Source organism: Nostoc sp. C052 (genome assembly GCF_013393905.1).
GTDB lineage: Bacteria > Cyanobacteriota > Cyanobacteriia > Cyanobacteriales > Nostocaceae > Nostoc.
Genome location: NZ_CP040272.1, coordinates 3,807,110 through 3,833,566, shown reverse-complemented (window position 1 = coordinate 3,833,566; position 26,457 = coordinate 3,807,110). Strand labels below are relative to the sequence as shown.

28 protein-coding genes are annotated in these 26,457 nt (G+C 42.9%); 17 read left to right on the top strand and 11 right to left on the bottom strand.

The genetic code is table 11. The features are described 5' to 3' along the window. Positions 1–17 precede the first annotated feature (17 nt). The 4 genes from FD723_RS15695 to FD723_RS15680 all read left to right on the top strand — a co-directional run bounded on the left by FD723_RS15695 (position 18) and on the right by FD723_RS15680 (position 2,942). Positions 18–956: a 1-aminocyclopropane-1-carboxylate deaminase/D-cysteine desulfhydrase gene (locus FD723_RS15695; protein ID WP_179066146.1), complete on the top strand. Its 939-nt coding sequence runs from the start codon at positions 18–20 to the stop codon at positions 954–956. A gap of 65 nt (positions 957–1,021) precedes the next feature. Then, positions 1,022–1,960 carry a M48 family peptidase gene (locus FD723_RS15690; protein ID WP_179066145.1) on the top strand — a complete coding sequence of 313 codons (939 nt, stop codon included), beginning with the start codon at positions 1,022–1,024 and terminating at the stop codon, positions 1,958–1,960. Between the two features lie 168 nt (positions 1,961–2,128). Next, complete coding sequence (locus FD723_RS15685; protein ID WP_179066144.1) at positions 2,129–2,500, top strand: fasciclin domain-containing protein; 372 nt, start codon at positions 2,129–2,131, stop codon at positions 2,498–2,500. Positions 2,501–2,693: 193 nt separating this feature from the next. After that, positions 2,694–2,942, top strand: a complete 249-nt coding sequence (locus FD723_RS15680) for a DUF1816 domain-containing protein (protein ID WP_179066143.1) — start codon at positions 2,694–2,696, stop codon at positions 2,940–2,942. Here FD723_RS15680 and FD723_RS15675 read toward each other — a convergent pair. Further along, entirely contained in the window at positions 2,906–3,382 is a 477-nt protein-coding gene (locus FD723_RS15675) for a DUF3775 domain-containing protein (RefSeq protein WP_179066142.1), read from the bottom strand. The genes FD723_RS15680 and FD723_RS15675 overlap by 37 nt on opposite strands. Positions 3,383–3,675: 293 nt before the next feature. Between FD723_RS15675 and FD723_RS15670 the strand changes: the two genes are divergently transcribed. Next, positions 3,676–5,988, top strand: coding sequence for an NACHT domain-containing NTPase (locus FD723_RS15670; RefSeq protein WP_179066141.1), 2,313 nt, complete (start codon positions 3,676–3,678; stop codon positions 5,986–5,988). Positions 5,989–6,525: 537 nt separating this feature from the next. After that, on the top strand, positions 6,526–6,981 hold the full coding sequence (locus tag FD723_RS15665; RefSeq protein ID WP_179066140.1) for a response regulator: 456 nt from the start codon (positions 6,526–6,528) through the stop codon (positions 6,979–6,981). A 232-nt stretch (positions 6,982–7,213) separates the two neighbouring features. Here the strand turns inward: FD723_RS15665 and FD723_RS15660 are convergent, their stop codons facing one another. From FD723_RS15660 to FD723_RS15650, 3 genes are all read right to left on the bottom strand, one after another. Further along, positions 7,214–8,218, bottom strand: a complete 1,005-nt coding sequence (locus FD723_RS15660) for an iron ABC transporter permease (protein WP_256875216.1) — start codon at positions 8,216–8,218, stop codon at positions 7,214–7,216. 531 nt (positions 8,219–8,749) lie between these two features. Next, positions 8,750–9,373, bottom strand: a complete 624-nt coding sequence (locus FD723_RS15655; protein WP_179066138.1) for a 4Fe-4S single cluster domain-containing protein — start codon at positions 9,371–9,373, stop codon at positions 8,750–8,752. A gap of 337 nt (positions 9,374–9,710) precedes the next feature. Beyond that, entirely contained in the window at positions 9,711–10,607 is an 897-nt protein-coding gene (locus FD723_RS15650; RefSeq protein ID WP_179066137.1) for a phosphorylase, read from the bottom strand. Between the two features lie 526 nt (positions 10,608–11,133). Between FD723_RS15650 and FD723_RS15645 the strand changes: the two genes are divergently transcribed. Continuing rightward, positions 11,134–12,396, top strand: coding sequence for an HhoA/HhoB/HtrA family serine endopeptidase (locus tag FD723_RS15645; protein WP_179066136.1), 1,263 nt, complete (start codon positions 11,134–11,136; stop codon positions 12,394–12,396). 50 nt (positions 12,397–12,446) lie between these two features. On the opposite strand, the gene xerC is transcribed toward FD723_RS15645, so the two are convergent. From xerC to FD723_RS15610, 7 genes are all read right to left on the bottom strand, one after another. Continuing rightward, positions 12,447–13,586, bottom strand: a complete 1,140-nt coding sequence (gene xerC, locus FD723_RS15640; protein WP_179066135.1) for a tyrosine recombinase XerC — start codon at positions 13,584–13,586, stop codon at positions 12,447–12,449. An 82-nt stretch (positions 13,587–13,668) separates the two neighbouring features. Beyond that, entirely contained in the window at positions 13,669–13,950 is a 282-nt protein-coding gene (locus FD723_RS15635; RefSeq protein ID WP_179066134.1) for a hypothetical protein, read from the bottom strand. A gap of 261 nt (positions 13,951–14,211) precedes the next feature. Further along, on the bottom strand, positions 14,212–15,459 hold the full coding sequence (locus FD723_RS15630) for a hypothetical protein (RefSeq protein ID WP_179066133.1): 1,248 nt from the start codon (positions 15,457–15,459) through the stop codon (positions 14,212–14,214). Beyond that, positions 15,456–15,815 carry a hypothetical protein gene (locus FD723_RS15625; RefSeq protein WP_179066132.1) on the bottom strand — a complete coding sequence of 120 codons (360 nt, stop codon included), beginning with the start codon at positions 15,813–15,815 and terminating at the stop codon, positions 15,456–15,458. Before FD723_RS15625 ends, FD723_RS15630 begins: the two co-directional genes overlap by 4 nt. 111 nt (positions 15,816–15,926) lie before the next feature. Beyond that, entirely contained in the window at positions 15,927–16,130 is a 204-nt protein-coding gene (locus FD723_RS15620) for a hypothetical protein (protein WP_179066131.1), read from the bottom strand. 77 nt (positions 16,131–16,207) lie between these two features. Then, positions 16,208–16,573 carry a hypothetical protein gene (locus FD723_RS15615; RefSeq protein WP_179066130.1) on the bottom strand — a complete coding sequence of 122 codons (366 nt, stop codon included), beginning with the start codon at positions 16,571–16,573 and terminating at the stop codon, positions 16,208–16,210. Positions 16,574–16,579: 6 nt separating this feature from the next. After that, a complete protein-coding gene (locus FD723_RS15610; protein ID WP_179066129.1) occupies positions 16,580–16,909 on the bottom strand; it encodes a hypothetical protein in 330 nt (109 codons plus the stop codon). 408 nt (positions 16,910–17,317) lie between these two features. Between FD723_RS15610 and FD723_RS15605 the strand changes: the two genes are divergently transcribed. The 10 genes from FD723_RS15605 (at position 17,318) to FD723_RS15560 (ending at position 26,338) form a co-directional block, all read left to right on the top strand. Then, complete coding sequence (locus tag FD723_RS15605; protein WP_179066128.1) at positions 17,318–17,746, top strand: hypothetical protein; 429 nt, start codon at positions 17,318–17,320, stop codon at positions 17,744–17,746. 173 nt (positions 17,747–17,919) lie between these two features. Continuing rightward, on the top strand, positions 17,920–18,537 hold the full coding sequence (locus tag FD723_RS15600) for a hypothetical protein (protein WP_179066127.1): 618 nt from the start codon (positions 17,920–17,922) through the stop codon (positions 18,535–18,537). A 9-nt stretch (positions 18,538–18,546) separates the two neighbouring features. After that, positions 18,547–18,852, top strand: coding sequence for a hypothetical protein (locus FD723_RS15595; protein WP_179066126.1), 306 nt, complete (start codon positions 18,547–18,549; stop codon positions 18,850–18,852). Between the two features lie 15 nt (positions 18,853–18,867). Continuing rightward, entirely contained in the window at positions 18,868–19,044 is a 177-nt protein-coding gene (locus tag FD723_RS15590) for a hypothetical protein (protein WP_179066125.1), read from the top strand. Positions 19,045–19,249: 205 nt separating this feature from the next. Next, the gene (locus tag FD723_RS15585; protein WP_179066124.1) at positions 19,250–19,528 is read left to right on the top strand and encodes a hypothetical protein; all 279 of its coding nucleotides are present in this window, start codon (positions 19,250–19,252) and stop codon (positions 19,526–19,528) included. Then, positions 19,525–19,866 carry a hypothetical protein gene (locus tag FD723_RS15580; protein ID WP_179066123.1) on the top strand — a complete coding sequence of 114 codons (342 nt, stop codon included), beginning with the start codon at positions 19,525–19,527 and terminating at the stop codon, positions 19,864–19,866. Before FD723_RS15585 ends, FD723_RS15580 begins: the two co-directional genes overlap by 4 nt. Positions 19,867–19,906: 40 nt before the next feature. Further along, on the top strand, positions 19,907–22,480 hold the full coding sequence (locus FD723_RS15575; RefSeq protein WP_179066122.1) for a VapE domain-containing protein: 2,574 nt from the start codon (positions 19,907–19,909) through the stop codon (positions 22,478–22,480). A 516-nt stretch (positions 22,481–22,996) separates the two neighbouring features. Continuing rightward, positions 22,997–23,314: a hypothetical protein gene (locus FD723_RS15570; RefSeq protein WP_179066121.1), complete on the top strand. Its 318-nt coding sequence runs from the start codon at positions 22,997–22,999 to the stop codon at positions 23,312–23,314. A 3-nt stretch (positions 23,315–23,317) separates the two neighbouring features. Next, positions 23,318–23,842: a hypothetical protein gene (locus tag FD723_RS15565; RefSeq protein WP_179066120.1), complete on the top strand. Its 525-nt coding sequence runs from the start codon at positions 23,318–23,320 to the stop codon at positions 23,840–23,842. Continuing rightward, positions 23,843–26,338 carry a collagen-like protein gene (locus FD723_RS15560; protein WP_179066119.1) on the top strand — a complete coding sequence of 832 codons (2,496 nt, stop codon included), beginning with the start codon at positions 23,843–23,845 and terminating at the stop codon, positions 26,336–26,338. It abuts the gene before it with no gap. The last annotated feature ends 119 nt before the right edge of the window (positions 26,339–26,457 follow it).

Below are 26,457 nucleotides of genomic sequence, written 5' to 3'. Positions count from 1 at the left end.
AGTTAGAATGCTGACAGATGTCGTTAATCTTTATTCCTCCTCCTCTACAACTCAACACCAGCGAAATTGCCCGTTACGCTGGTGTTGAGTTGTATGTGCTGCGGCTCGATCTGATGCACCCGTGGGTTAACGGCAATAAGTGGTTCAAGCTGAAATACAACCTTTTAGAGGCTAAAGAGAAAAATTTCACAACGCTGCTGACTTTTGGCGGCGCTTATTCTAATCACATCTATGCAACTGCGGCGGCTGGTAATCTGTTCGGATTCCGTACCATTGGCGTAATTCGTGGAGAGGAGAGGCTACCGCTGAATCCGACACTGAGTTTTGCTGTAGAGCAGGGTATGCAGCTTGTGTACCTCAATCGCGAGACGTATCGACAGCGCAATACACCAGCGCTACATGAATATCTGCAACAACGTTTCGGTGAGGTGTTTATCATTCCCGAAGGTGGTAGTAATTTAAATGGTGTGCGTGGTTGTACAGAGATTGTTAGCGAAGCAATCGCCTTTGATTATATATGCGTCGCCTGCGGTACAGCTACCACACTAGCTGGGATTGCTCTTTCCTTGCATCAAGGACAAAAAGCGATCGCTTTTCCCGTTCTGAAAAATGGGGCTTTTCTTGCACAAGAAATCGAAAGTCTGTTGACAAATTACCTCGCCTCTGATTTACCCGCACCATATAGTTCTCCAGCTTCCTGGGAATTGGTGTGTGATTACCATTTTGGCGGCTATGCAAAGGTGAACGATGAGTTGCGACTGTTCAGCCAGCAGTTTACACAGGAGCATGGCGTACCCCTTGATTATGTATATACCGCTAAAATGTTTTACGGAGTGATGGATTTACTAAAGCAGGGATTTTTTTGTAGAGGCGATCGCTTGCTGCTGGTACATACAGGAGGTTTACAGGGTAATATCGGTATGGAGGAGCGATGGAGCGATCGCAATACGATTTAATTAAGCGAAAAACCAGATATAAAGAATTTTTACCTTTTACCGATTGCAAAAGAAAGCTGCTTTAAATGAATATTGAAAGTATTCGTCTAAAAAACATCAAAGTACAACAAAATAGTATCCTACAAAGAATTTTTCATTTAGCCTCAAATTCTAATTATGATTCCTCTCAAATACAACATCTAAATCAAACTTTAATTACCACAGCAGCAACAATTGAGACAATATGTTCTAATCAACAAGCAACGCCAGCAAATCTAACTCCTGCATCTCGTAAAATCTACTCATGGATTAAATTCTTGACAGATGAGCAGTATCTACAACTTCACCTCAAAGCTACTGAATGCATTTTGTCAAGTGCTAAACAAATTCTGAGTATACGTGGTAAAAACTCACTCCAACTAATGATTGAAATAACTAATTTAGCTGGACTATATCAGGGTAAAAGGTCTGCGAGTGCAGCTAATATAATGATTAATGAGGGATTTATCAATGCGCCAAAAGCAGTTTTACAAGCGTTAGTAGAATCTGCTCTTGTTGGCAAGAGTCAAGATAATACACAACTTATCAGGTCATTTGCCAGTACAGGAGAATACACCAATATTTTGTTAGAGCTTGATTTGATTGCCGAGGTAGTGGCAGAAAACCCCCAAGGCAAATTTTATAACCTGAATGAGTTATTTGATAAAGTAAACCGTGAATATTTCGCGGCAAGTCTTGCTAAACCACGCCTAGCATGGAGTCGAATTAACACTTACCGTAAATTTGGACACTACGAATCAGCAAGAGATAGAGTAGTGATGAGTTTAACCCTTGATGATCCTAAAGTACCTGGGTTTGTAGTTGAGTTTGTGTTGTATCACGAATTGCTGCACAAGTACCACGGTATAAAGTGGATTCAGGGAAAAAGAATGGTTCACACTAAAGAGTTTCGTGTTAGTGAAAGCCAGTTCAAATCCTACAAGGAAGCATCGAGATGGTTAGAAAAATTGGTATCTTTCTATTAACTTCTAACTCCTAAATTTTGCTGTATTTTTAATTATTTAATTATTTAATTATTTTAGCTTACATCATACAATTTATACATTAGTCAACCACTTAGTCAAACACAATTTCTAACACTAGGATGTCATCTTAGAAATAATTAGCAAATTATATACAACCAAGTGAAATAAATGGCTGATATTGTTGATACTGCCGTTAACGCTGGTTCTTTTAGCACTCTAGTTGATGCAATCAAGGCTGCGAATCTAATAGATACTCTCAAAAGTGTTGACTCGTTTATCGCCTCTGCATCCACAGACCAAGCTTTTGCAAAGCTACCACCAGAGACTATAGAGAGATTGCTTAAAAATATTAATCAGATTCAGGAACTCCTGAGGTATCACGTCGTTTCTGGTAAGGTAATACCGATAAAGCCGATTGAAGGCTCAAATTTTACAATTGACCCTTTCAATAGTTTAAACACAGATTATGATCCTACGGATCATAACTCGATGCTGCTGATGATAACGGTATCTTCCACATCATTGTTGATTCCTTGGTAAATATATAGATAGAGAATAAAGTTTGTGAGATAGAAACTATTTATAGTAAGTATCTCATAACTATCTAGATATATAGATAAAATACTAGTGTTCGCATCTATTTATTACTTGTCTAAAACTCAACAAAAAATCTAGATAAATCTAGAAATAAACACTATCTTTGATCGAGTTTAATTAATTCCTGGTATCCCTCATGAATTTATTTCAATCTAATCAATCAGAGTTTGCCTGGTGGGTAGAAATTAACACCGCCGTTCCGCGCTGCACTTATTACTTTGGCCCTTTTGATAATGAAAAAGAGGCACAACTTTCTAGAAGTGGCTATGTCGAAGACTTATATCAAGAAGAAGCCAGAGACATCATTGCTGTAATCAAGCAGTGTCAGCCTCATATCCTGACAATTTCTCACGATAAAGCAAAAGTCGAAATATCTAGTTTTTGAAGCCCGTCTCGTAGATATTTTGCTAAAAGGGGTCTTTCGAGAATATAACTGGTTGCCTGATTTTTAGGTACAATTTCCAATACTTTTTTAACGAAATTGGGAAAGTCTTCTAACTGACCATGTGATATACTTCGACCAAGCCACATCAAAGCTATGACCTCTGCTTTTTCTTCCTCGGAAAATTCATTTATATATTTGTGTAATATGCTTAACGAATATCTTCCTGTAATGTTGAAATCTTGTAAATAATTAGACAATTTGTCTACAAAGGTTTCTGGTTGCTTTTTTATCTCATCTTCTATCGAGCCATAAACCAATTCAGCAATTTTAATTACGTTATATATTTTGTTGATTGATAATAAACTCATATTTTTTATTTCACTTGGAGTTAATAAACAAAAACCTAAGCATAGAGAAAACTTAGCAATTTTTGCTGCCAAAATTTTCTAGATATATATTATATGTATCAAGCAAATAATTGCTAAATAACCCTTTATTTAATACTCAAGCATTGCAGACGAGTGTTTGAATTGAAGTCTTACAAAAAGATTGAAATGTATAAGATAAGCGTATAACGTTTGATTTCGATACAAAAGGTTAAAAAATTGAGAGCATACTCTGGGTTTTTGTATAACTTTAAATGAGCAAAATGCTATTATCATAGGGAAAGCTATAAGATTGCAGATATTAATAAAAGTTTAAGTTCATGATTTGAGGAGCAAAGTTTTGTCCTATGGTCAAGCGATCGCTCCAAGCGTCACTCATCGGTATTCAAGAGGCTAAAAGAGCATTTGCTCGCAAGGGGTGGACACAAGATAATCTAGCAGCGGAAGTCAACCTCAAGACTAGGCAACCGATTTGGCGGTTTTTTAGTGGTCGTCCGGTTGAGCGTCATACCTTTATTGAGATTTGCTTGATTTTAGAACTTAATTGGCGGGAGATTGCTACTAATCCACCGGCAGAATTCTTGGAACTAGAAGAATATCCCCAGCCTGCTGTGCTGCATATCGATAAGCTAGTGGAACAAGTGCGATCGCAACGCTTTGACAAAATTCAAGACCAGTGTGGTATTTTGCAGTTATTGGATATCAGCCGTCCTGTTGCGATCGATGACATATATATAGATGTGAATATTTTGGAGTCAATTGCCAGTCAACAGTGGGTAGAAATCACTGAGCTGCAAAACCTCGATCCCAAAGATTTTGACCGTTTTGGCTTAGGTTCGGCTGACCAAAATCAGATACCTGGTACACAGGCAGTTGAAACACATGCCAAGCTCAGGGTGCTAGGCAAACCAGGAGTAGGTAAAACCACCTTTTTGCAATATCTCGCTATTCAGTGCAACCAAAGCGCATTTGCAGTAAATCAAGTGCCGATTTTCATTACACTGAGAAATTTTGTTGAAGAGTCTAAAATTAGCAACGAGTTCAGCCTATTAAAATACATCCGCCAAGAGTTTCTCACATCTGGAATTTTAGATCCCTCAGTCATCGAAACCTTGCTGAATGCAGGCAGAGTCTTACTATTGCTTGATGGCATGGATGAAATTCTTAACCAACAAAGCAATGCTGTGTTAAGCGAAATTCGCAGATTTTCAGAGAAGTATCATAAAAATCAATTGGTGGCCACTTGTCGAACAGCCTCTCAAAAACTCAGACTCCGAGGCTTTACTGATGTTGAAATTGCCCCATTTACCTTAGAACAAATTCGAGCCTTCGCTCAAAAATGGTTTGTAGTATTTACCAAAACCAATCAAAAAGATGGTCTAGCCCAGTCCGTTAAATTTATTCAGAAGTTGGAATTAGATGAAAACTGGCAATTTCGCCAACTCGTTGTTACACCCCTCTTTCTGCATCTTGCCTGCTGGGTGTTTCACGGTCAAGAAAAATTTCCGACTAAACGGACTGATTTTTATAAGCAAGGTTTAGACCTTTTATTGGGCAAATGGGATGAAGCCAAAGGCATTGAACGGGATGACATTTACCGAGGGTTTTTATTACCACAAAAGCTGAAATTACTAAGTCAAATTGCCGCAGCGACATTTGAGCAAGGTCAGTACTTTTTTGAGCAACGCGTCGTTGAGCAATATATTAGTGACTATATTCAGAATCTCAGCAGCGTGTCAATGGATGCAGAGTCACTGCAAATAGAAAGCGAAGCAGCGCTGAAGGCAATCGAGGCTCAACATGGGCTACTGGCAGAACGAGCGCGGGGAATTTTTTCTTTCTCCTATCTGGCCTTTCAAGAATACTTCACAGCGAGGAAAATCGTTGCCAGCTATAACCTACAGGCATTAGAGCAAGCACTGGGAGGTCTGGTAAGTCATATCACTGACCCCCACTGGCGCGAAATCTTTTTATTAACCGCTACCATGCTTCGGAGTGCAGACTCTTTGGTACAGTTGATGAAGCAACAGATTGATGCACTAGTTGCCCAAGACGATTATTTACAAGAGTTTTTGACCTGGGCTAGTCAAAAATCCCGCACCATTCCCACCCAAGCAAAAGATGCGACAGTTCGAGCCTTTTACCTTGCCTTGAGTCGGACTCCTCACATAGCATCGCATTTTGCCTTAGCCAGCAGCCTCGACCAAGGGATGTTTCTGGATGCAGTATTGGATGACCTGCTGGTAGAGTGTGCAATTGATGGGAACCAAGACTTTGCCCATATCCACGCCTGTGGAGATGCTCTTTCAAACATTCTGGGCATTGTTTTGGATGTTGGACTCCATAAATCGCTGCAACAACTCTCTGACCAATTTCCAAATTCTAGTCAAAGTCAAGAACGGTTTCAACTATGGTCGCAAACCAACTATTCGACTTGGGCTGAACAGGTAAAGATGACGGTGATTAATTATCGCAATATTAACCACGAGTGGCAGTTTAGCTCTGAGCAACAGCAAGTGCTGCAACGCTACTATGATGCTAATCAGTTACTACTCGATTGCCTGCATAGTAATTGTGAAGTGACGGCCGCTATCAGGCAGGAAATTGAAGCGACTTTATTATTACCTCAGAAGGAACTTGAAGATAGGGAATGGCAATAGTTTTGTTGGTTAAACTTTTATAGCTATTTTCAATTAATTGAAAAGTTTTCTTACATTTTGTGTCGTAGTTAATCAACTCATTTAAGAAATCAAACAACACTCGCTCATAGTACAAGAATAGAACCAAGTAATTTTAACCATTAAGTGGTTCTCTGCTAAGTAGCCATCATGAACTGCTTACACCAGAACAGATGAAAGAGGAACTGGGGACTAGTATTTTTTACTCAGCACTCAGCACGGGCTAAACCTTTGCTATTCGCTAATAGCACTTTCAAGTCAGGTAGGCGAGAAAATTTATAACTATGTCATTTCGTACTCCTTTCCTACGGAACGCTACGCGAACGGAGAACCCGCAGGGTACTGAGTGAAACTAAGTAAAGCAATCGCAAGGGTTTCAAGCATTTTGCATTTCGTTACATAATTGGGTTTATTTGTGCATACCTACTTTTTATTTGATCTATTCGGTTGTCTCGCCTCCTGAAAACTAGGGGTTTTTCAGATCGCTTTCCCCTTAAAGTCCTAATTGCAGGTCTTATTATGAATTTAATCAATGACTTTTGCTTGGCAGATGGGCTACTTAAAGGTGTACAAGTACTCGTTGTAGACAACGATCGCGATAGTAGAGATTTGTACGCGTTTTTACTCAAAGACTTGAGTGCCAACGTCATTACTGCTGGTTCGGTAAAAGAAGCTTTAGAAATCCTGAGTTGGTTCACACCTAACATCCTGGTTTGTGAAATTAGGTTTTTAGGTGAAAGTATTTATACATTGCTAAATACACTGCATGTTATAGAAGCTGACAATGGAAATCATATCCCAATTATTGTGACTTCAACCTCTACCACAGGTACTCACGATCAAATTCCAGATGTAGAGTTTGAAGAATATTTACTTAAACCCTTCGACCTCGATCAATTAGTTTCCCTCATTCAGAATTTAGTACAGAAAGAGGTGAAAGAAAATTTTTGTCACGATGTACTAGTTTTACAATAGTGTGGGGGAATACGCTTGGGTTAAAGGCGACTGGCAAAAATTTTGGGTTTTCGAGACGCGCTAAATCGCCGTCTCTACAAGTGTTTTGGGCTTATCTGAACTGTATTGGATTATGGGGAATGCTCAAATTCAAAACTTGTTGGGGCTGTTCAAGCTGACCCCAATGGCTGCAATAGCATAAGGACAGATAAATTTTCCCACCGACTTACTTACACCAGCAATTTTTATTAGCTCAAAATTTATTAAAGCCAGCAGAACGACGATAAAGTAACCAGATAAACAGCGGTGAACCCAGCAAGGCAGTGACGGAACCTACGGGTAGTTCTACGGCTCCTAGCCTAGAGAGTAAATCTGCAAAAGTCAGTAACCATGCACCTGCAAGGGCAGAAAGTGGTAAAACAAAGCGATGATCTGTACCAACGATGAGGCGGACACCGTGAGGGACAACAAGACCAACAAATCCAATCAAGCCACTGATGCTGACTGCACCTGCGGCTAATAGAGTGGCGACACCGCCAATTAACAAGCGCGATCGCGTTAACGAAACCCCCAAACCCACAGCCAAATCATCTCCTAAAGCCAGCACATTTACCGATCGCGCCAGTAAACATCCCCCGATCAATGCAACGATGATATAGGGGCCAGCCGTAGCAATTTCTTGCCAACCACGCCCATTGAGGCTACCAACTAGCCAACTGAGTGCAATTTGAATTTGACCATCTTCAGCTAAAAGCAACAATGTACTTTGTACAGCACCAAATAAAGAACTGATCGCCACTCCGCCTAAAATCAACCGCTCAACAGAAATACCCGACCCCGCACGACCGAGCAAAATAACGATCGCAGAAGTCAAAATTGCTCCCATCCACGCTGCTAGAGGAATTGCGATCGGGAATACATGCCACACAATCATCAGAATCACAATTAATCCTGCACCCGCTGAAATGCCCAAAATAAATGGATCGGCAAGACTATTGCGTAGCATTCCTTGTAGCAATGCTCCTGACATTCCCAAAGCTGCACCAACAATCAGAGCAGCAGTAATACGCGGGAGACGTAAATCCCAGAGAATAGTCTGTTTAACCGGATCGCCTTTGCGGAGAATGGCTTGCCAAAATTCCGACATATTTAAGGGTACTGCTCCTTGAGAAAGCGATAGCCCTAGTGTTAGCACCAGTGCTATACCAAGGAGTAAAACAGCCCAAAATACGCGGTGTTTAGTAAAAATTGTCTCAATTGGTCTAGTCAAATTTGGATATGTATTTTTTTTAATATAATTCCTTTCAGACATAGATGCCTTTGGAATGAGAGATTAGACAACGAGAGAAGGGATTTAAAATTTGAACGTTGAACCTCAGAAGGTCAAAGTCGAGCCTCAGAAGGTCAAAGTTGAACCTCAGAAGGTCAAAGTTGAGCCTCAGAGGCTCAATTTTTAAGTTTTAACTTCTTGCCCCACACCACACCCCAATACAGTTAAGCTTCTCTTCTTTCTCTTCCTTTGCGTCCTTCTCTAACGAGACGCTGCGCGTAGCTTACTTCTCTGTAGGAGTATGCAGTTCGTTAAAAAAAGTATTTTAGCCTTAACTTAACAGTATTGCCCTATGCCCAACTACTAGTTCGCCAAGTGAACTTGGCGGGGTAAAGGGTAAGGGGGAAGGTGGGGTCCCCTCTGGGGATAAGGGGCGGGGGGAAAGGGTTTAAATCTCTTACCCTTTTCCCTTTCCCCTTTCCCCAGTCCTCACAAGCGCATTTTTGGGTTGGCAGACTACTACGTCAGTTCCAGTCCACCTTGATAACCAGTGACAATGCGGCCACCATCCTTGAGGATGTGGATTTCTATCTGGTCGCTAGCCCAAGTAATTTGGTCTTGGAAAGCTGGGTTTAACACCCGAACTTTTTGATTGCTAGAAGAGACTGGAGAGTTGGGAGAATTAATTGCTAGAGATTGGACAAAAGGCCCATCAATCAGAATATCGAGTTGTTCTAATAATGCTTGTGAACCTGGTGGCGCGGATTCAGACTGTAGCTGCTTAAGAGTGAATCCAGTAAAAGACATGACATTTAAGCCAGCAGCTTTTACCTTCTGAGCTAAAGATGCCAATGCAGTAGCTTGCCAAAACGGTTCTCCACCAGAGAACGTTACACCTGTGTTGCGGGGATTGCTGAGAATATTTTCGGCAAGGGTATCAACAGCAATCAATTGGTTAGCCTCAAATGACCAGGAGTTAGTATTGAAGCAGCCAGGACACTCACGAAGACAACCTTGCACCCAGACCACTGCACGACAACCAGGGCCATTAACTTCTGACTGATCGACGTAACCCATAATGTTGAGATAGCCTGGGGGAATTTCGATGAGCGCTAACGATGGGTCAGTTGGCTTAGTTTCCATCTCTTTAACTCCTTTTAGCCGTTGCCTGTTAACCGTTAACTATAGCTAATCTCCAATGATATAACCGTGAAAATTTGACTATTCAGTTAAGTAGCACCATAGTACTTTTATCTAAATTTGCGGGGGAGTTTGGGAAGAAGCGATCGCCTTTGCAGAGATAAATTAAGCGATCGCTTCTTCAAATGAATTTTTTACCCAAATCCCTCAACATCAGCACTTTCAGACTCAGCTAAAGGTGGGAATTAGCCATGTCAGAAACATCATCTGCAAAATCTTCTATCTTGCTTATTTAGTAACGCTTCTAAATCTGCGTCTAAACCATAGCCATCAATCGTAATTAGGATACAGCAACATTTTTGAGGATGGTCATCGGCCCTTCAGCTTTGAGAATTTCCATTTCTGCGGCATTTCGCACTAGCAAAGCACCAGCGAATCCTAATGAATTTACAGAGATAGAGTGAAAATGCTCCTGCGATCGCGGTACAATCAACATCCATTCTCGTGTCGCTAGCAGGTTGTAAGCACCAAATTGCTTTGCATCTAAACCCACAGCCTGACGCAAAGTGCGATAAATTTCCAGTGTTTCTTGTGCCCCTGTAAATGGCGACTGCACCCAATTGGAATTTAGTGGTGCGAAAGCATGTACAAAAGGAAGTTTTAGTGAAGTTGCATTCGAGTTCTGAAATTGTGCAGACTTTACCAGAGGTTCAATAGGCATCTGCGACCCTTCAGGTGCAAGTGGTAGAGGAACTAATTGTAAGTGTTTGTGTCGCTGACTAGCACCTGCGGTTTTGCCACTGTTGTAAAATACTAGACCATCGAAATCAGCCAAACACGCCCACATCGCCGCAAAATCTTCCAGAGTGAGTAAGCTTTCCTGTTCCTCAAAGCTACGGGTGATGATTAGCTGGTGATAATCAACAACATTGAATTTATTTAAAATACATACATGAGTATCAGAAATATCTGCCACAAATAAATCTTCTTCGTAGGGCAAAAAAGGATTAAAATCTTGACCAGACGTAACAGATTGTTTTTTCTGTTTTTCATCGGCTGCTTTTTTACGATTCAGGTTAGACAAAATCCGCACTAAAAAGCGCACGTTATCCTGTTCGACAAATTCAAATTCCGTCGGTATTGATAGCAATGCCCCGCATTGCAAAGCATGTTCTGTCTGTTTTTTGACACTTTTCCATAAAGTACCAGGTTGAAGTAAGATTTTACCCTGTGCCATTTTATTCCTTCAGACATAGATATAACACGCGATCGGGGCGTACATCTGTTCATTGGTGTTAACTTAACGTGAAAATTAGCCTAGAACTAGCTTTTAGATTCCCTCGTTCCTAGTCTACGACTGGGAATGCTTGTCTTTGAGGCTCCGCCTCTCTTTACTGGCGGCAGAGCCACTTTTGAGTTGCATTTCCAGCCGGAGGCTGGAAACGAGGTTTTAAATGAGTTTCAGCTTAAGTTGACACCAATAACATCTGTGCGCCCCTAACAATGAATGACTAAGCTGTTGCGCTTTTAATTTGCACTAATATTTTTTCAATATGATTGTGGGGTGGGCAACATGAGCGTCCAGATAATGCAAGTTGTATACGTAACAGCTTATTAATCGTTTTTCCCCCTGCCTTTCTGTATCAGGTGAGATGCGGTAAGTAAAATACCAAACCTTTCACAATAACGCAATACCCTCGCAACAAAACTGTCATAAATAATATCTACATTAGTAATACATCTAAATATCTTTCCAGACAGCAATGCAAAACCAATCTCACGATGGAGAAAACCCATCAAATAGCATTTTATCCAACACTGCTGACACCAAATACCATAATCGAGCGCCCTGGAAAAAGGCTGCCGCCTCTCTATCGCTGGTGCTACTGGGATCAGGTATGACATTAGCAGGTGGCTATATGGCTGGACATTCTCAGCAGGTGTCTGAGACTGCATCTAATTTGGCGGTGAGTCGAGTCAGTGCTGCTCCTCCATTAGCAGCAGGTACAGATCCTAACTTTGTTACACAGGTGGTGCAAAAGGTTGGGCCAGCCGTGGTGCGAATTGACTCTTCGCGAACCGTAAAAACCCAGTTACCAGATGAATTTAACGATCCAATTTTCCAACGCTTCTTTGGCTCTCAACTACCACAACAACAAAATCGAGTAGAACGGGGTACTGGTTCAGGTTTTATTATTAGTGCTGATGGTCGTATTCTCACCAATGCCCACGTAGTCGATGGTGCTGATACGGTGACAGTTACACTCAAGGATGGGCGTAGCTTTAAAGGAAAGGTGTTAGGAAAAGACGAGTTGACTGATGTTGCTGTTGTCAAGATTCAGGCAGATAGTCTACCGTTAGTAGCTTTGGGTAACTCAGATCAGTTGCAACCCGGAGAATGGGCGATCGCGATCGGCAACCCTCTGGGACTAGATAATACAGTAACTACCGGAATTATCAGCGCTACCGGACGCAGTAGCAATCTAATTGGCGCTCCCGATAAGCGAGTCGAGTATATTCAAACCGACGCAGCGATTAATCCTGGTAACTCTGGTGGGCCCCTACTAAACGCCCGTGGTGAGGTAATTGCCATGAATACAGCGATTATTCAAGGGGCACAAGGATTAGGCTTTGCGATTCCCATCAATACAGCACAACGCATTTCTAGTCAACTAATAGCCACAGGCAAAGTAGAACATCCTTATCTGGGAATTCAGATGGTAGGGTTAACGCCTCAACTCAAACAAAATATCAACTCAGATCCCAATAGCGGTTTGAGTGTGAATGAAGATAAAGGTGTATTAGTTGTGAAAGTCGTGCCAAATTCCCCAGCTGCTAAAGCTGGCATACGTGCTGGTGATGTGATCCAAAAACTTGGCGGTCAAGCAGTTACAGATGCCAGCAGTGTCCAAAAGGCAGTAGAAAATAGCCAAGTTGGAGGCGATTTACGTCTGGAATTAAGTCGCAATGGGCAGAATCTTAACATAGCTGTAAAACCTGGCGCTTTCCCCACACAAGTACAGTAATCGCTTTGGTGAAGCGTTTCAATCGGTTTTTGAGTAGCAAATGAGTAGCATCAAAAATCTGGAGCTTCTGACTTGGTGACATCTGGGTGACAGTAGTATTGCAGCACTGTCTGAACGTTGTCCCCAAGCCAGTAAGCTACTTTCTCCGGTGATGACCCACTCGCGATCGCCCAAGTGGCGAAAGTATGACGTGTGCCGTAAACGGTCAAGTAAGGAATTTGACCTTTGTCGCTTAATTGCTTGACCACACCTGGGTAAAATTTCTGTTTTGACCAATATCCGCCCCAAGCTCTCCATAAAATTCTTAGATTTACCCTCTGACCGAGAGTGGATCGGAAAACCAAAGAATTTTCTTCAGGTGACTGTGGGCGAATTGATAAGAGTAAATTTTGGAGTTTACTACCACTACCACAGGGAAAAACGCGCTTCTTGTTATTTTTTGTGGCTCCCAGGCTTGCTACCCTTGTGGCATAAGATTTGTTGATCGTGATTTTTGTACAATCATGGCTGATATCCCCCCAGCACACCGCGAATGCTTCCCCAGGACGGCAACCAGTAAAGAATAGAAATTTTACTAGACTGGTGTAGCGCGAATAAGTGGCGTTCGTGTCAAATGCTGAGATAATTAAATCTCTTTGTTCTAGAGTGAATGCCTTAATGCTTTCATTCTGATTTTTCTGTTTTGGAAGAACAAGTGATTTAAATGGGTTGCTCAAAATTAATTTAGAATCCATCGCCCAATCACAGGCCGAGGATAGTGATGAGATCACCTGCCGTGCTACATGGTAGCTATGATTCTGTAGTAGTTCTTCTCTTAGTTGTGCTGCCAATGTTAGGGATTGGGGAAGCTTTAAAAGTATCTTGCCGAAAGTTTCGTAATTATTAGCTGTGGATGGCTTGATTAATCTGCTCTTGAATTCACAAAATTTTCCCCACAATTCACATATAGTTAATTCTGAATATTGATTTTCAGCATTTAAATTTTTACTGCCAAATTTATAACGTTCTAATGTGGAGTCAAATACACCTAAAGAAATTTCTCGCTGAATTTCTTCCCAGCGAGACTCTACAATAATTCTATTTTTGACTAAATCGTTAAGCCCGCTAGCCAAATAGAACTGCTTTTTATAGCCATTAACTCTAAAACGAATATTTAGTTTTTGCGTTTTAGGGTCTACGGTTATTGCCATAGTTATTCTTCAGCTTTATGGATGGCGATCGCACTCGAAGTAATCACAAATTAAACCAATTGGGCATTTACTCATTTTTGTTCTAAGCCCAAAAGGTGTCTAAGTTTAAATCTGCATGAACTTCAATAGAATGTTCTGCTTCATCTGCATCATAGCTATGCTCAATTTCGCGGATTTGCAAGTTCCATACGGAATCACCGTCGTGATCTTCTAATATTCCGAAGGCTTTAGGTATTCCTGTTTTCCCTGTAATATCAAATCTTTCGCCTTTTCGTGGGAGTGTCTGTAACAGAACATTTTTGATGGTGTGTGGGTATTGTTCAATCTCTTCGGGCGGGAATATTTTTAACCTGACTTTTATCATTTTTTCCTTGAAAATCCAAAAACTTAGGGGTTGAAAATTTGGTCTACAGTTGCTATAAAGCTTATTAAATAACGATTTCAGCCATCTACAGCCGATTTTTTGGGGCTGAAAAATTGTAGACGGTGTAGACGGACTATTGATTGGTTTATGGTGATGTATTGCGCGATCGCACTTCCACCCAAGTACTGGCTATTTAATCGGTAATTTACCTATAAAGCTTTGCCTACAGCCTGTAGACGGACTGTAGGCAAACTGTAGACATTACTTTGACCACCTCCAGCCGAGGCGATCGCCACTATCGACCACTTCCCCTACCGCTTTGTCAGCAAGGGATTGGAAGAGAATTCTGATGTTCTCTGGGTCATCTTTCTTAAATTGCTGGCTTACTTGCTGGAGTACTCGGGCCTTCAAAATCTCCCCTGGATGCTCTTGCCCCCAGGCAAGGATGATTTGCTCATATTCATTGAGTTCTTGGGAAGATTGCACCTCCTCTTTTCCCCCGCCGGAGGTTTCCGGCTGTACCATGCTCCCCGCTCCCCAGTTGCTCAGGTCAAGTTCACAAGGGCAGTCATCGATCATGAATCGCCTTTTACCACCAGCTTTTAACCACTGCTCTAGTTGAGGATCTTTGAGTTTAGTCCTGGCGTAATCGCGCCCAAACTGCCCCAGGCGGACGAGACAGAAGCAGCTGTAAAGGGTGTCTTTGTCTCCCTGTAGCCCAAAGTTTTCGGCGGTGTCGTTTTGGGCCAACGCACAAATAAACTGTTTATATCGTCGTCCCCGCTTGGCGTGGCGTTTTATCCAGTGGGTGGAATTATCGCACTCATCCACCAAAATCGGGAATTCCTCAGCAATTAGGAATCTCTCACGACCTGCGATCGCGTTATCTCCCCCCTCCCCGCGAAGCTCTACAAGCTCCTCTAAGGTTTTGAGGTCGTTACCCATTGCGGTGTCGATGGCTTTGAAGTTCCCTTTTCTGCCAATGACATCAGCTTGATCAATCCACGCCCAATCGTCGGGCTTGGCGTCAGAATCATAGACAACAACTCGACCACCAATTTTGGAGGATAGATACTGGGTAAACGTTGACTTCCCGTCACCAGTACCCCCAACGAGAGCAACGTGTTTTTGTTTTTTCTGGATGTACTCAACCGGATCTGCAATGAGATTATCAGGTTTCCAGTTAACATCGATGCTGCCAACGGTCAGCGCTAACTGTGCTGTCGGTTGAGTGTTAGCTTTTGCCCATGCTTGGAAATTGAGTCGTGATGCTCGGTCGATATCACCTAGCGACTCTTGGAGTAGCTTCGCTGTTTGGCGATGTCTGCGACCAACTTCCAAAGTCCCCACAGATGCCGCTAGTATCCACAGCTTAGATTCTGGCTTTTGACTCGCTCCCAAAAACAGCAAGCTACAGCTGACAACTAAACTACCCCAAAATGACCACTTGGCACAGGCGTACATCTGCAAGTGTTGATGCAACTGGGATGGGTGTAAATCACTGCTCATATTCCCAGAAGCACCCCCACAGCAACCAACCCAACCCGCAATAGCAAAACATCCTTGACCTCTGGCACCGCTTGCCGCAAGAAAAGGGCGACAATTCCAGCGATCGCTAAAATTCCCAACACCCCCAGGCGGATAAACCAAGGGATAGGTATACTTACCCAGCAGCTACTCAATAAAGCGGGAATCGCCACTGAGGAGGCAAGGGTATAGGCTAAGTCTGGCAGATTGTCTGGCAGTGCGATCGCATTTACCCACCCTTTTTTAAATTCCTCCAACTTGGATAACTGGGGACTGGGGACTGGGGAATAGCCCCGATCGCTGGGAACCTCAACGATAATTTTCTGCTCATCTGCCATACTGCACCTCGATTTTGAGGTAGAAAGGGCGGTTACTCTCTTGTTTGCAGAGTGCGACGATCGCAATGATTAGAGCGGCCGCGGTGCAAGTAAGAATCATTACTTGATTCACTATTGCCCCCCTAGCAGTCTGTTGGCAGCGTCAAGTACTGTCTGTTGCTGTTCTGCGGTAAGTTTGTCGTTGCCGTTGCAGTCGATTACCTCCATGTGCGTTCCGACACGGTAGAGACAATTATTTTTTTCGGCTTGGCTATTTGTGGCTTTCGCTCGATCAACATAGCGCTGGACGTAGGATTTGTTGATGTCTTCTGTCATAATTTTGAATGTGTGTGGTTTACTTGGTAGCCGCACGACGCGGGCGATCGCAAATCTGATGCGGAAAGCGATCGCCTTTAAAAATCGGCTTTGTTAGCAGAAGTTGAGTTGAAATTAGTTACGATCCAAACCTGTAAGGAATTACGGATTGATGGCTTAATCTCAATCGGCTGGCGGGTATCTAAGCAGATGGCGCGGCCATCGTTAAGTTTGACGTGCAAGTTCTTCCCACTCTTGGAGCGCGAGAAAAGCTGACCGGCTTCGAGTAGTGCCCAGGTGACTGGAGCTTTACCCACTACATAGTCGGCTTGATGGCTGTCATACCCTTCGGAGAGTGGGTCTATAGTTAAATCTTTCCACTCCTTCTTCTTCCCTCTACGGCTGTTAATGGGGCTTGGTCGTTGCCCGTTAAGTGGTTTGTCGGTGGTCTGTTGGTCGGTCATAGTGCGTTAATAGTCGCTCAATAATGTGGGCTGATTTTGTGGCTTAATTGCTTGTGGAGTGAGCTTTTGGGCGTTTTCTGTGCCGAGCGCTGCGGTGAAAATATCGTCCAATAAGCCGTTTATGATCGCTGTTGCTACATTCAAAAGCTCATCCTCCAGAAGTTCATCGCACCAGACGATTACCTGTTGGGGGATATCGGCAAAGCCCCATTCGTTCCAATGGTGAGCTACGTCGCTCCCTTCCCGTAAGGCAAGGAAGATTAGGCAATTTAAGCCTGTTGCCTGGGTGCGGTTAAGGTTCTGCTCAATGTGGGTGATGATTTCTGCTACATTCATTTCGTCCACTCTTTCAACGCTATTTTTTCACCGAATCGAATTTAGGATATCCAGGGCACTTGCTCTGGATTTTTGATTGCCTGAAATCGCTCAATGGATGGGCTATCGGTTTTTACATTTCGTTACTTTCAACTGCTAACCCGGCGATCGCTACGACTTACGGGTAAATGCAGTTGTACTTAATACATTCAGCATGGAGGGAAGCTACGTGTTGTCAGTTTTTGGTTGTCCTTTGTAAGTCTTGGTGTTTGTTTTCAGTTGCCATCTGTAAGTTTTCACTTCCCTAGCAGGTCTTTGGCATTCGCTCATTGCTGGCAGGCTGCTATCTCTGCCTGGTTTGGGGTGGTAACTTTTGTTTTGTCTTTGCACTATTATGAGTATAATGCAAATACATAACCTGTCAACGTTATGTATATACAGAAAAGTTTTGCAAAGATAAAATGGGGTTATCGTATAGTGAATTCAACAAATGGCACGACCCAAGACGCTCGCGGACGATGCAAGGACAGTCAATATAAGGATGAGTCAACAGGACTGGGAAAACATGGAGAGGATAGCCCAGTCTATGGGACTGAACAGGTCAGAACTGCTTCGTTTGATAGCTCAAGAAAAGATCCCACTTGGGCAGATCACGGAAAACCTGATCCTGGGAAAATTCTTAAGCGTCTCGAACTAATAGAGAAAACTTTTTTATCTTATGTTCAGGGAGACAAGTACCGTCTTGAGACGCGCTTAGAGGAAGTAAATGAGGCAGAGAATCTTTTCAAAGAAGAGGTACAAGCACTTAAGCAAGAACTTCATCATTTAGCTCCAGACACGATTAAAGAAGCTTCATGACTGCCGTCCTGCCTACAAAGGTGAGGACGGCTTTTTCATGGATATGTCGCCTACTTATCAGCAGGCGACGCATCTGTGACTATTCGGGATTGAATTGCGATAGCTCTAAAACCTCATAAATAAAAACAAAAAATACGGGTATCCTCCGATGCTTGCATCAGCGGAACCCGCAGATGGTGGAAAGAGTTGCTCTATCAACTCAATTCACTATGGAAATTTTACTCACGATTGCTTTATTTATTACATTCTTCTTGCTGCTTAGACAAGAGAAGGCTTTGGGGAAATATGCACAATCTACAACACTGTTTACACGGGCTGTAGACCAATACCAGGAAGCGGTGGAAGGATATCAGGAAGCTATAGCTGACTACCAAGAAGCCATAGAGCTTTTTAAACAAGAAATAGAGGAGTACGAATTACTACTCCAACAGCACGGAATAGATAAATCAAAATTAAAAGCTGAAGCTACCCAACAACTAACACCCCCGCCTCCACCTCAATTCAATCTACATAGACAATCACAATCAAAAACACCACAAACCCAACTTTCTCCGATTCTACCCAAAGATATGTCATTACCAGACTTGAAAACAGCCAAGAGACAGCCTAGTAAACCAAAAGCAGTATCCAAGAATGGCCCACTGTACAAAGAATTTCTTCATTTACTCAACGGTAATGAAGAAACTGCCAATCGGTTAATTACACGTCAGCAACAATTAAACCCAGACAGGTTAGATAACTGGATTTTAGAAAAAGTTATTGGTGATTTAAAACGTGATCGGCGTGCTTGATTAACCGAAGTGATCGCACTTCTTGCCTCTGGTGCGATCGCTCAACTCCCAAGTTTTCCCAATGCCCAATACCCAATGCTGAAAGCAACTTTAACCACAGAAACAGGACAAATATTAGCCAGCAAGGAAATGATTGCCGTTGTCAGATTTCCGCCTGCTGTTCTTCTCGACGGCGGACTTTACCTATTTTTGATGATGCGATCGCCGACCGAGGCATTCTACAGGCAAGCCAATTATTATCTGTTTCCTCCAACTCCAGTAGAGGAGGAAGAATTCACCGGGGAATTTCCTGGGTATCTCCCTTACTTGCCTTAAAACCAGAGGCTAACTATGAAAGTGATTCTAAAAATCAGCATCGGGACAGCCGAAACAAGGGAATTAATCGGCGTTCTTGAATTTCCTAACTTCATTGTGAGCAAAGGACATCTTTACAGCCTAGTAGAGCGAAACCTCTCGGAGGCAACTTACCAGTGGGAGGAATATTTTCTAATGCCCAATGACCAATGACCGACAGAACCGAAGGACAAAGACTCGAAGACCTCATGACCAAGATAGACGCTGAAATCCAGCGCCTGGCCTGGACAACTGAACAAGGTCGAAAGCATTTGGTGAAATATTACGGGAAGTGATCGCGCCTCCTATTGACCGAAGACGAATTGGACAACTTTCTTTTTTACCTGCAACTTTGCGATACCCCATTACCTAATAACCAATGAGTACAGAAGAACAGATAAAAGCTGCGATCGTCGTCTTTCCAGAAGCGATCGGTATGGCCTCCCCAGAATTGAACAATGCCATTGAGGTTGCTTGCGAACAGCTAAACAAATTCGTGGATTACCTTCAAACCCTAGACCCAGAGCTAGAACGTTATGAGGCGACCGTCTTAGCAGGCGCTATCTTGCAGGGATTGCCAATGCTTTTTGAAGACAACCCAGAGATTATTGCTGGCATTAAAGCTGACTGCCAAAAGATAAGAGCCAACCGCCCATGAGTGACGAAATTATCAGAGCAACCATCTACCAGCCAAAGCGAATACCTAATATTTACCGCCCCCCAATGGGCTTGCCCTTGAACTGGAAGGATGAAACATCAGGAGAATTACCCCGTGTAGTTTTCAAATTCTTTAGTTCCCAGTACCTCACCACTAACGAAATCGCTCTTTTGTCCGAATATTGCCGACATTACATCAACGCCCCTTGCTGGGATGCCACAGCAGGATTCCCCGATGAGCTAGCAGCCCTACGGCAATCGGCTAATTCAATTTCTACCGTCAGCGACATTAGCCAGTGGATTAATGCCTGCCTAGAAATTGCGATCGACCCTTTTTAACCAAAATTACTAAATCTAAATCAAAAAGGAAGCAAACATCATGACAAGTACACAACAAAAAGAGGTAGCACTAACTACCCCTTCAAATAATAATAAAAACATCAATAACACCTCTAATTATAACACGGGGATACCAGAACATATAGATAAAAAGCACTGGGATGAGTGGATGATTAGCGGTGTCAGCAAGAAAATAATAGCAAACAATGTGAGGACAATTAAAGATGCTTTAGAAGTAGATAAACTGCTGAATAGAAACAACAAATCAAGGTGGAAACATTCAAACAACCTGATACCAGCTTGGGCTGTTAGCGGTGTTGATCCACAAACAGGAGAACCAACATTATTAGGTGTTCAAGTCAAACCAGATACACCAATACTTAACAAACAAGGCAAGCTACAAAAGTATCTTTCCGCGTCAGACTATCAACTTGCCCCACTATTCCTAGACACTGGAATTGAAGGATTCTGGCAAGAAATAATCAACGACAAATCAAAACCGATCATCATAACAGAAGGTGCTAAAAAAGCCGCTGCTGGCTTGTCAATTGACTACATAACAATTTCAGTTCCCGGTGTATCTACTTGTAGAAAAGATGGTAGGCTACACGATTTACTCAAGCTATTTACAGGTTTTGGGCGAACATGTTATCTCTGCTTTGATAACGACATTGTGGTTAAAAAGCCTGTACAAAATGCCATGACTGGCTTGGCTAAGGAGTTGAGTGCTACCGGATCAAAAGTAATGATTATCAACTTACCACCCGGTGACAACAAAGGCATGGATGACTTTATCTCTCACAATGGCAAGGAAGAATTTGGAAAACTGATAGAAAATGCTCAAACCATTGAGGAATGGCGCAAAGAGTTGGATGAGCAATGGCTCAAAAACCAACTAGAGGAAGGTGAAGAAACCAAGTGCAAGCTCAAGCGCCAGTTTGAAATCATCCGCGACGGTTGGGGGGAAGGCTTACGCCTCAACCAGATGAAAAACCAAATTGAGCTAGCAGGGCAAGCGCTCGACCTAGACCAGATCCGTTTGCACATGGTTTTGGAATTCGGGGAAGCAGTACCAATTGGCGATGCTCAAGCAATAGTCCAAATGCTTGCCAGCCAAAATGCTTATCACCCGGTCGCTGACTACCTAGAAAACGTTGCCCAAGCTTACCCAGATGTTGACTTAAGCATCTTAGACAATCTTGCTACACGGTACTTTGGGTCTGAGAACGAACTACACAACATATATATGAAGAAAGTTCTTATCTCAGCCGTAGCCCGCATCAACCAACCTGGATGCCGGGTTGAGTCTGTGCCGATACTAGTCAACCCACGACAGGGCATTGGGAAAAGTACTTTTTGGCGGAACCTCTTTGGCGAGGATTGGTTCAGCGACGACATGGGAGATGCCAACGAAAAAGACGAGAGAATGAAGCTCCACAACTTTTGGTGTCTGGAGTGGTCTGAATTTGAGAACGTTTACAAGAAGAAGGATGTAAGCGCCTTGAAAAAATTCATCACCACTAAAACCGACAGCTACAGAACCCCTTATTCGCGCACTGTCAAGGAATATCCGCGCCGATCGATTTTGGTTGGTACTACCAACGAGCAAGAAATCCTTGCTGACCCTACAGGCAGCAGACGATTCTGGGTAATCCCTGTTAAAGGCATAATCCCAGTGGAGCAGCTACTAAAAGAGCGAGATTTACTTTGGGCTGCGGCTTATGCGCTCTACAAAACTGGAGAAACTTGGAAGCTGACATCCGAGCAAGAGCAACTGGGAGAGGAATTAAATAAGCAGTTCCAAGTTATTGACCCTTGGACAGAAAAAATTCAAGAATACATCCAACACCGAGATGTGATCACACTCAATGAGATTTTTCGATGCCTCGACATAGAGACAGCACGCCAAGACATCGGCACTACAAAGAGAATCAGCGCTATATTCAGTCGGCTAGGTTGGGAAACTGAACGAAAACGCGAAAATGGATCTTGGATTAGACAGTGGGTGAAAAAAACTGAAAAGTTTGGTTTTCCTTCTGGATCATCTGGATCATCTGGATCAAATTTAGGGATAAATGAGTCCGTCGCCAAAGAAAATCAACATCAGATAGATGTATCAACAGAGACAAGCGTTAAGCCAAGCTATGTAGTCGGTAAAGAACCTGAAAAAAACACACAATTCCATCTGGATCAAGTGGATCAGAGCCAGCAAGCATTTCAGCCGATTGATCCAGATGATCCAGAAGAAAAACCAAACTTTCCAGAAAATATTGTTAAACAAGAATTTTACGTAGGGCAGTTCGCTTGGGCACTCTCACTTGATAAAGAAATACGGATCACCAAAATTTACCCCTCTGCCAAAAAAGCCGACGTGATTATCGCTGGCGACCCAATCAATAAACCTCGACTACTCTATAGCGACCTGTGCCCAAGCAAGCCAAAGTTTTTGAGAGGTGATGAAGTAGAGGTGCTACACGGTCAGCACAAAGCTCAGACTTTGATGGTGGATTTTGCAGAGAAGGAGCAATACTGGCTCAGAAAATCAGCCAAAGGTTTCCAAACTCCTATTGGCCCATTCGACCCTGAGCAATTGAAGTTGGTAAAGGCTCGTTAAACATGACCAAAAACCTAACCCGCATCCAGTGCCCCCGTTGCCACGGGTGGCGCACTTATCGCAACGGCTGGAACAAGCGCAAGGACGGCATTGTTCACAGATGGTATTGCCATGATTGCGCTAGGAGCTTTCAAGAGTAAACGCGATCGCACTCGCTCACAAGGCGATCGCGGGCGCTGGATATCAGCGCTGTGAATAGGTGCATCGGTTTTAGCCTATTCTCTCAAAGGGGTTTTGTCTTCCGCTTTTTGTAAATATTTGTATAATTTATTTCTTAAATAGATTCAGTACAGATACTCACGCCAACTGAATCAGATTTTGCATAAGTTCCTCTTTTACCCAGCTATAAGGTAAAACAGGTACATTTTTGTTGTGTACATAAGTGAAGTTGCTGTAATCGTCTCTAGGTAAGGATTGTGAGATTGTGAAAAGTACCACTTCTACATAAAAGTGGAACATTTACATAAATTTAGCTAACGCATACAACGGATTTATTCACTTCATAAAATCCGTTGTATGACTCAGCCAGCAATTACTGATTTATTCGGTGCAAACTCAACATTCTCCGGCACACCAAAAGTATTAGAAATTCCTCTGACTTCCCTACCCGCTCTTACAGGGTCAAATCCAACTGCTTTGGAACTGTATGCAGCAATTGTTAGTTTTGCTCACAGTTGGATTTCTGCAAACACTGACCAATCAGTATTAGTTGATAGCACTTTAACTATTTCATCACCCGTCACAAAAAACGGCGTTCCCAGAACTCAGTTTCAATATGCTGAACGATTCTATGGCGCTTATACGGCCCCAACCTTTGACCCGAACGCTGTTTAATTCATGTCTACAGCAACAGATCCTAGAGGTTGTCCAGGTAGTTGGCAACTGTATGATAATTGGTCGGGTCATCCTTCGTTTTCTGGGTTAGATACATATTCAGGTTACGAACTTGATGATCCGACATGGACACTGGCACCAGGTTCAACAACAACTTGGCAGCTAATATGCGTTGGTACGGATGGCAGGTCACTTGCATCTGCCAGTATTAACGACCCAAGCAGTGTTTTATATTCATCATCAAAGACTTTTGTAAAAAGTGACCCCAATTGCACAACACCGTCACCCAGTACAAAGTATGACTGCATTAACGGAAACTGTGTACCTGAGACTACTTACAACACCCCAGGAATCTATCAATCTTTAGCAGATTGTCAGGTTGTTTGCGCTAACGGTGGCGCTTGTGGCGCAGGTAAGCAATGTGTTGATCCAACAACATTCTGTCCCGATGGCAAGGTCTGCATTGACCAGGGTGAATTTGCATCAATTGAAGCTCTGATTTCTAAAATTGGTAGTGAGGTTTGTTAAGTGTCTACATCGGGTCAATCCCTAATTTCCTCGCTATCAAATATTAGTAATTGCTCTGGTCATCAATGTGATTGCTGTCAGCAATTGCAAAGTCAGATTGATGAATTAAGAAATTTAATTAATAATTCCAATAACGGAAATGTTCAAGGCGAAATTGACGCACTAAAGCATCAGTTAGCTGATGTTTACCGTCAATTGGCACAAGATGAAATTCAGATTGGGAATCTAGAAAGTGAATTACATGATTTAGAAGCCAAGCTAATTGCGGTTGGGGCAGGAATTGCGGCAGTAGTAGCGGTTGTTGCAGCTCCTTTGATTGCTGCGGCTATTGAGGGAGTATTTGCAGCGATCGCAGCCGCGGCGGCTGAAGGTGCAGCAGCTCTAGCAGCTTTGGCGGGATTAGAAGCTGAAGTTGCAGGTGTTCAAGCTGAAGTTGCAGGTGTTCAAGCTGAAGTTGCAGGTGTTCAAGCTGAAGTTGCAGGTGTTCAAGCTGAAGTTGCAAGTGTTCAAGCTGAAGTTGCAAGTGTTCAAGCTGAAGTTGCAAGTGTTCAAGCTGAAGTTGTAGAAGAGCAAGCTCAAATTACTCGTTTAGATGCGGGAGTAGCATCACTTGAAACTGAAATTGGAGGTTTACAATCACAACTTGCTGGGGAGGAAGTGCAAATTGCTCAAATAGAAGGCAGTGTAGGCGCTCTTCAATCTGAAATTGCAGGTTTGCAATCTGAAGTAGGAATTCTTGAAGCTGAGTATACCGAACTGCAATCACAGGTTGCTGGGGAGGAAGTGCAAATTGCCCAGATAGAAGGCAGTGTAGGCGCTCTTCAATCTGAAATTGGAGGTTTGCAAGCTGAAGTAGCAGCCTTTGAGCCACAATTACAGGCATTGGAAGTAGAATATGCTGAACTTCAGCCACAGGTAATCGAAGCTGAAAGAGTAGCTTTTGAAGCCATTGGATTTTCACAAGAACTTCGGGGAGAACTAGCAGTAGTTGAAGCTCAACTTCCAGGTATAGAGGCAGAAGTCGCAGCAGTTCAAACCGAAATTCAAGGTTTTAATGCAGAGCTAGAAGCTCAAATTGGGGCTGTTGAAGCGCAGATTGGTGCAGTTGAGGCAACCGAAGCAGAAATCAACGCTAGACTTCTTGAACTAGAAGTAGAAGTTAATGCCAAAATAGCCGCCGAAGATGCCAAAATTGCATTAGAAGAAGCACAATTAGAAGCGCAAGTGGCAGAATTAGCGGCTTTAGCGGCTAGATTTGCTGCTTTTGCTGGTCAAATAACTGAAATTCTGGTTAAATTCCCCATAATTGCTGCTGCTGTTGCATTCCTAGAAATTCAAATTGCCGGATTGCAAGCTGAAATCGCTGCTATTGCTTTAATTTCAAGAATTCCTGGCCCACCTGGCCCACCTGGTAATAATGGCGTTGACGGTCACAACGGTATTGATGGTCAACCAGGGCTAAACGGACGCGATGGCGTTGACGGTCACAACGGTGTTGATGGTCAACCAGGGCTAAACGGACGCGATGGCGTTGACGGTCACAACGGTATTGATGGTCAACCAGGGCTAAACGGACGCGATGGCGTTGACGGTCACAACGGTGTTGATGGTCAACCAGGGCTAAACGGACGCGATGGCGTTGACGGTCACAACGGTGTTGATGGTCAACCAGGGCTAAACGGACGCGATGGCGTTGACGGTCACAACGGTATTGATGGTCAACCAGGGCTAAACGGACGCGATGGCGTTGACGGTCACAACGGTGTTGATGGTCAACCAGGGCTAAACGGTCACAACGGTGTTGATGGTCAACCAGGATTAAACGGACGTGATGGCGTTGACGGTCAACCGGGAACTAATGGCAAAGATGGGGTTGATGCAAAAGTGGAGTTTTCAACAATTAATGTTCAAGTTTTTGACAGTTGCGATACTTCTACTAAGCAGCCAAAATTCAAAACTGAAACGATTCAAGTGATTCAAGGAACTGAAGCTCAAGAATTACTTAATTTTCAAAGAACTGCTCAAATTGAAGCACAACAATGTAATCAAACTGAGTATTATTCGGCTGTCCCAGAATGGTGGCAGATTCGCATAGAGGCAGGTAGACCACAAATGATATTTATGTTTGCACAAAAAATGGAAAACGGGAATTTTGGCTCACCTAAATACCCTTTGACTATTCCTCATCCCATCGTACAACGTTACTCTACTTCACCTTTACCAGATTATAAAAAAGGACAGTATGAAGCACTCTTAACCTTAAAAGATAATTCCAAATTAATTATTAATGCTTTCTCTGTTGAAGAAGCACAAAAAATGCTTGATGCTTGTAAAGCTTTAATCCAACCAGAATATTTAGAAGGTGCAATCCAGCGCCCAATTGCTCCTCGCAAAGGGCCTGAATTATTAGAAATAGATGTTATTGCTAAACGGTCTGAATATTTTTCTACAGGCTTGAAAAATACAAAACCTGACTGGATTGATAGTTTTACGTAAAATTACTAGAGAGGTGATTGCTTTGGATAAACTTGTACGGATTTTTGGAAACTGTTATAGACCCTTATAGCGTTCAGCGAGAGTTAATATTTCGCATAGAGCCGGATAATTTTAGGTAT

What these genes read in the sequence shown, in the direction of transcription:
- FD723_RS15685 (WP_179066144.1), top strand. Translation starts at nt 2,129, where the DNA reads ATGGCTGATATTGTTGATACTGCCGTTAACGCTGGTTCTTTTAGCACT.
- xerC (WP_179066135.1), bottom strand. Translation starts at nt 13,586, where the DNA reads ATGGCAATAACCGTAGACCCTAAAACGCAAAAACTAAATATTCGTTTT.
- FD723_RS15570 (WP_179066121.1), top strand. Translation starts at nt 22,997, where the DNA reads ATGACTCAGCCAGCAATTACTGATTTATTCGGTGCAAACTCAACATTC.
- FD723_RS15620 (WP_179066131.1), bottom strand. Translation starts at nt 16,130, where the DNA reads ATGACAGAAGACATCAACAAATCCTACGTCCAGCGCTATGTTGATCGA.
- FD723_RS15565 (WP_179066120.1), top strand. Translation starts at nt 23,318, where the DNA reads ATGTCTACAGCAACAGATCCTAGAGGTTGTCCAGGTAGTTGGCAACTG.
- FD723_RS15590 (WP_179066125.1), top strand. Translation starts at nt 18,868, where the DNA reads ATGAAAGTGATTCTAAAAATCAGCATCGGGACAGCCGAAACAAGGGAA.
- FD723_RS15585 (WP_179066124.1), top strand. Translation starts at nt 19,250, where the DNA reads ATGAGTACAGAAGAACAGATAAAAGCTGCGATCGTCGTCTTTCCAGAA.
- FD723_RS15680 (WP_179066143.1), top strand. Translation starts at nt 2,694, where the DNA reads ATGAATTTATTTCAATCTAATCAATCAGAGTTTGCCTGGTGGGTAGAA.
- FD723_RS15610 (WP_179066129.1), bottom strand. Translation starts at nt 16,909, where the DNA reads ATGAATGTAGCAGAAATCATCACCCACATTGAGCAGAACCTTAACCGC.
- FD723_RS15615 (WP_179066130.1), bottom strand. Translation starts at nt 16,573, where the DNA reads ATGACCGACCAACAGACCACCGACAAACCACTTAACGGGCAACGACCA.
- FD723_RS15665 (WP_179066140.1), top strand. Translation starts at nt 6,526, where the DNA reads ATGAATTTAATCAATGACTTTTGCTTGGCAGATGGGCTACTTAAAGGT.
- FD723_RS15635 (WP_179066134.1), bottom strand. Translation starts at nt 13,950, where the DNA reads ATGATAAAAGTCAGGTTAAAAATATTCCCGCCCGAAGAGATTGAACAA.
- FD723_RS15600 (WP_179066127.1), top strand. Translation starts at nt 17,920, where the DNA reads ATGGTGGAAAGAGTTGCTCTATCAACTCAATTCACTATGGAAATTTTA.
- FD723_RS15630 (WP_179066133.1), bottom strand. Translation starts at nt 15,459, where the DNA reads ATGAGCAGTGATTTACACCCATCCCAGTTGCATCAACACTTGCAGATG.
- FD723_RS15625 (WP_179066132.1), bottom strand. Translation starts at nt 15,815, where the DNA reads ATGGCAGATGAGCAGAAAATTATCGTTGAGGTTCCCAGCGATCGGGGC.
- FD723_RS15690 (WP_179066145.1), top strand. Translation starts at nt 1,022, where the DNA reads ATGAATATTGAAAGTATTCGTCTAAAAAACATCAAAGTACAACAAAAT.
- FD723_RS15575 (WP_179066122.1), top strand. Translation starts at nt 19,907, where the DNA reads ATGACAAGTACACAACAAAAAGAGGTAGCACTAACTACCCCTTCAAAT.
- FD723_RS15670 (WP_179066141.1), top strand. Translation starts at nt 3,676, where the DNA reads ATGGTCAAGCGATCGCTCCAAGCGTCACTCATCGGTATTCAAGAGGCT.
- FD723_RS15580 (WP_179066123.1), top strand. Translation starts at nt 19,525, where the DNA reads ATGAGTGACGAAATTATCAGAGCAACCATCTACCAGCCAAAGCGAATA.
- FD723_RS15605 (WP_179066128.1), top strand. Translation starts at nt 17,318, where the DNA reads ATGTATATACAGAAAAGTTTTGCAAAGATAAAATGGGGTTATCGTATA.
- FD723_RS15655 (WP_179066138.1), bottom strand. Translation starts at nt 9,373, where the DNA reads ATGGAAACTAAGCCAACTGACCCATCGTTAGCGCTCATCGAAATTCCC.
- FD723_RS15645 (WP_179066136.1), top strand. Translation starts at nt 11,134, where the DNA reads ATGCAAAACCAATCTCACGATGGAGAAAACCCATCAAATAGCATTTTA.
- FD723_RS15695 (WP_179066146.1), top strand. Translation starts at nt 18, where the DNA reads ATGTCGTTAATCTTTATTCCTCCTCCTCTACAACTCAACACCAGCGAA.
- FD723_RS15650 (WP_179066137.1), bottom strand. Translation starts at nt 10,607, where the DNA reads ATGGCACAGGGTAAAATCTTACTTCAACCTGGTACTTTATGGAAAAGT.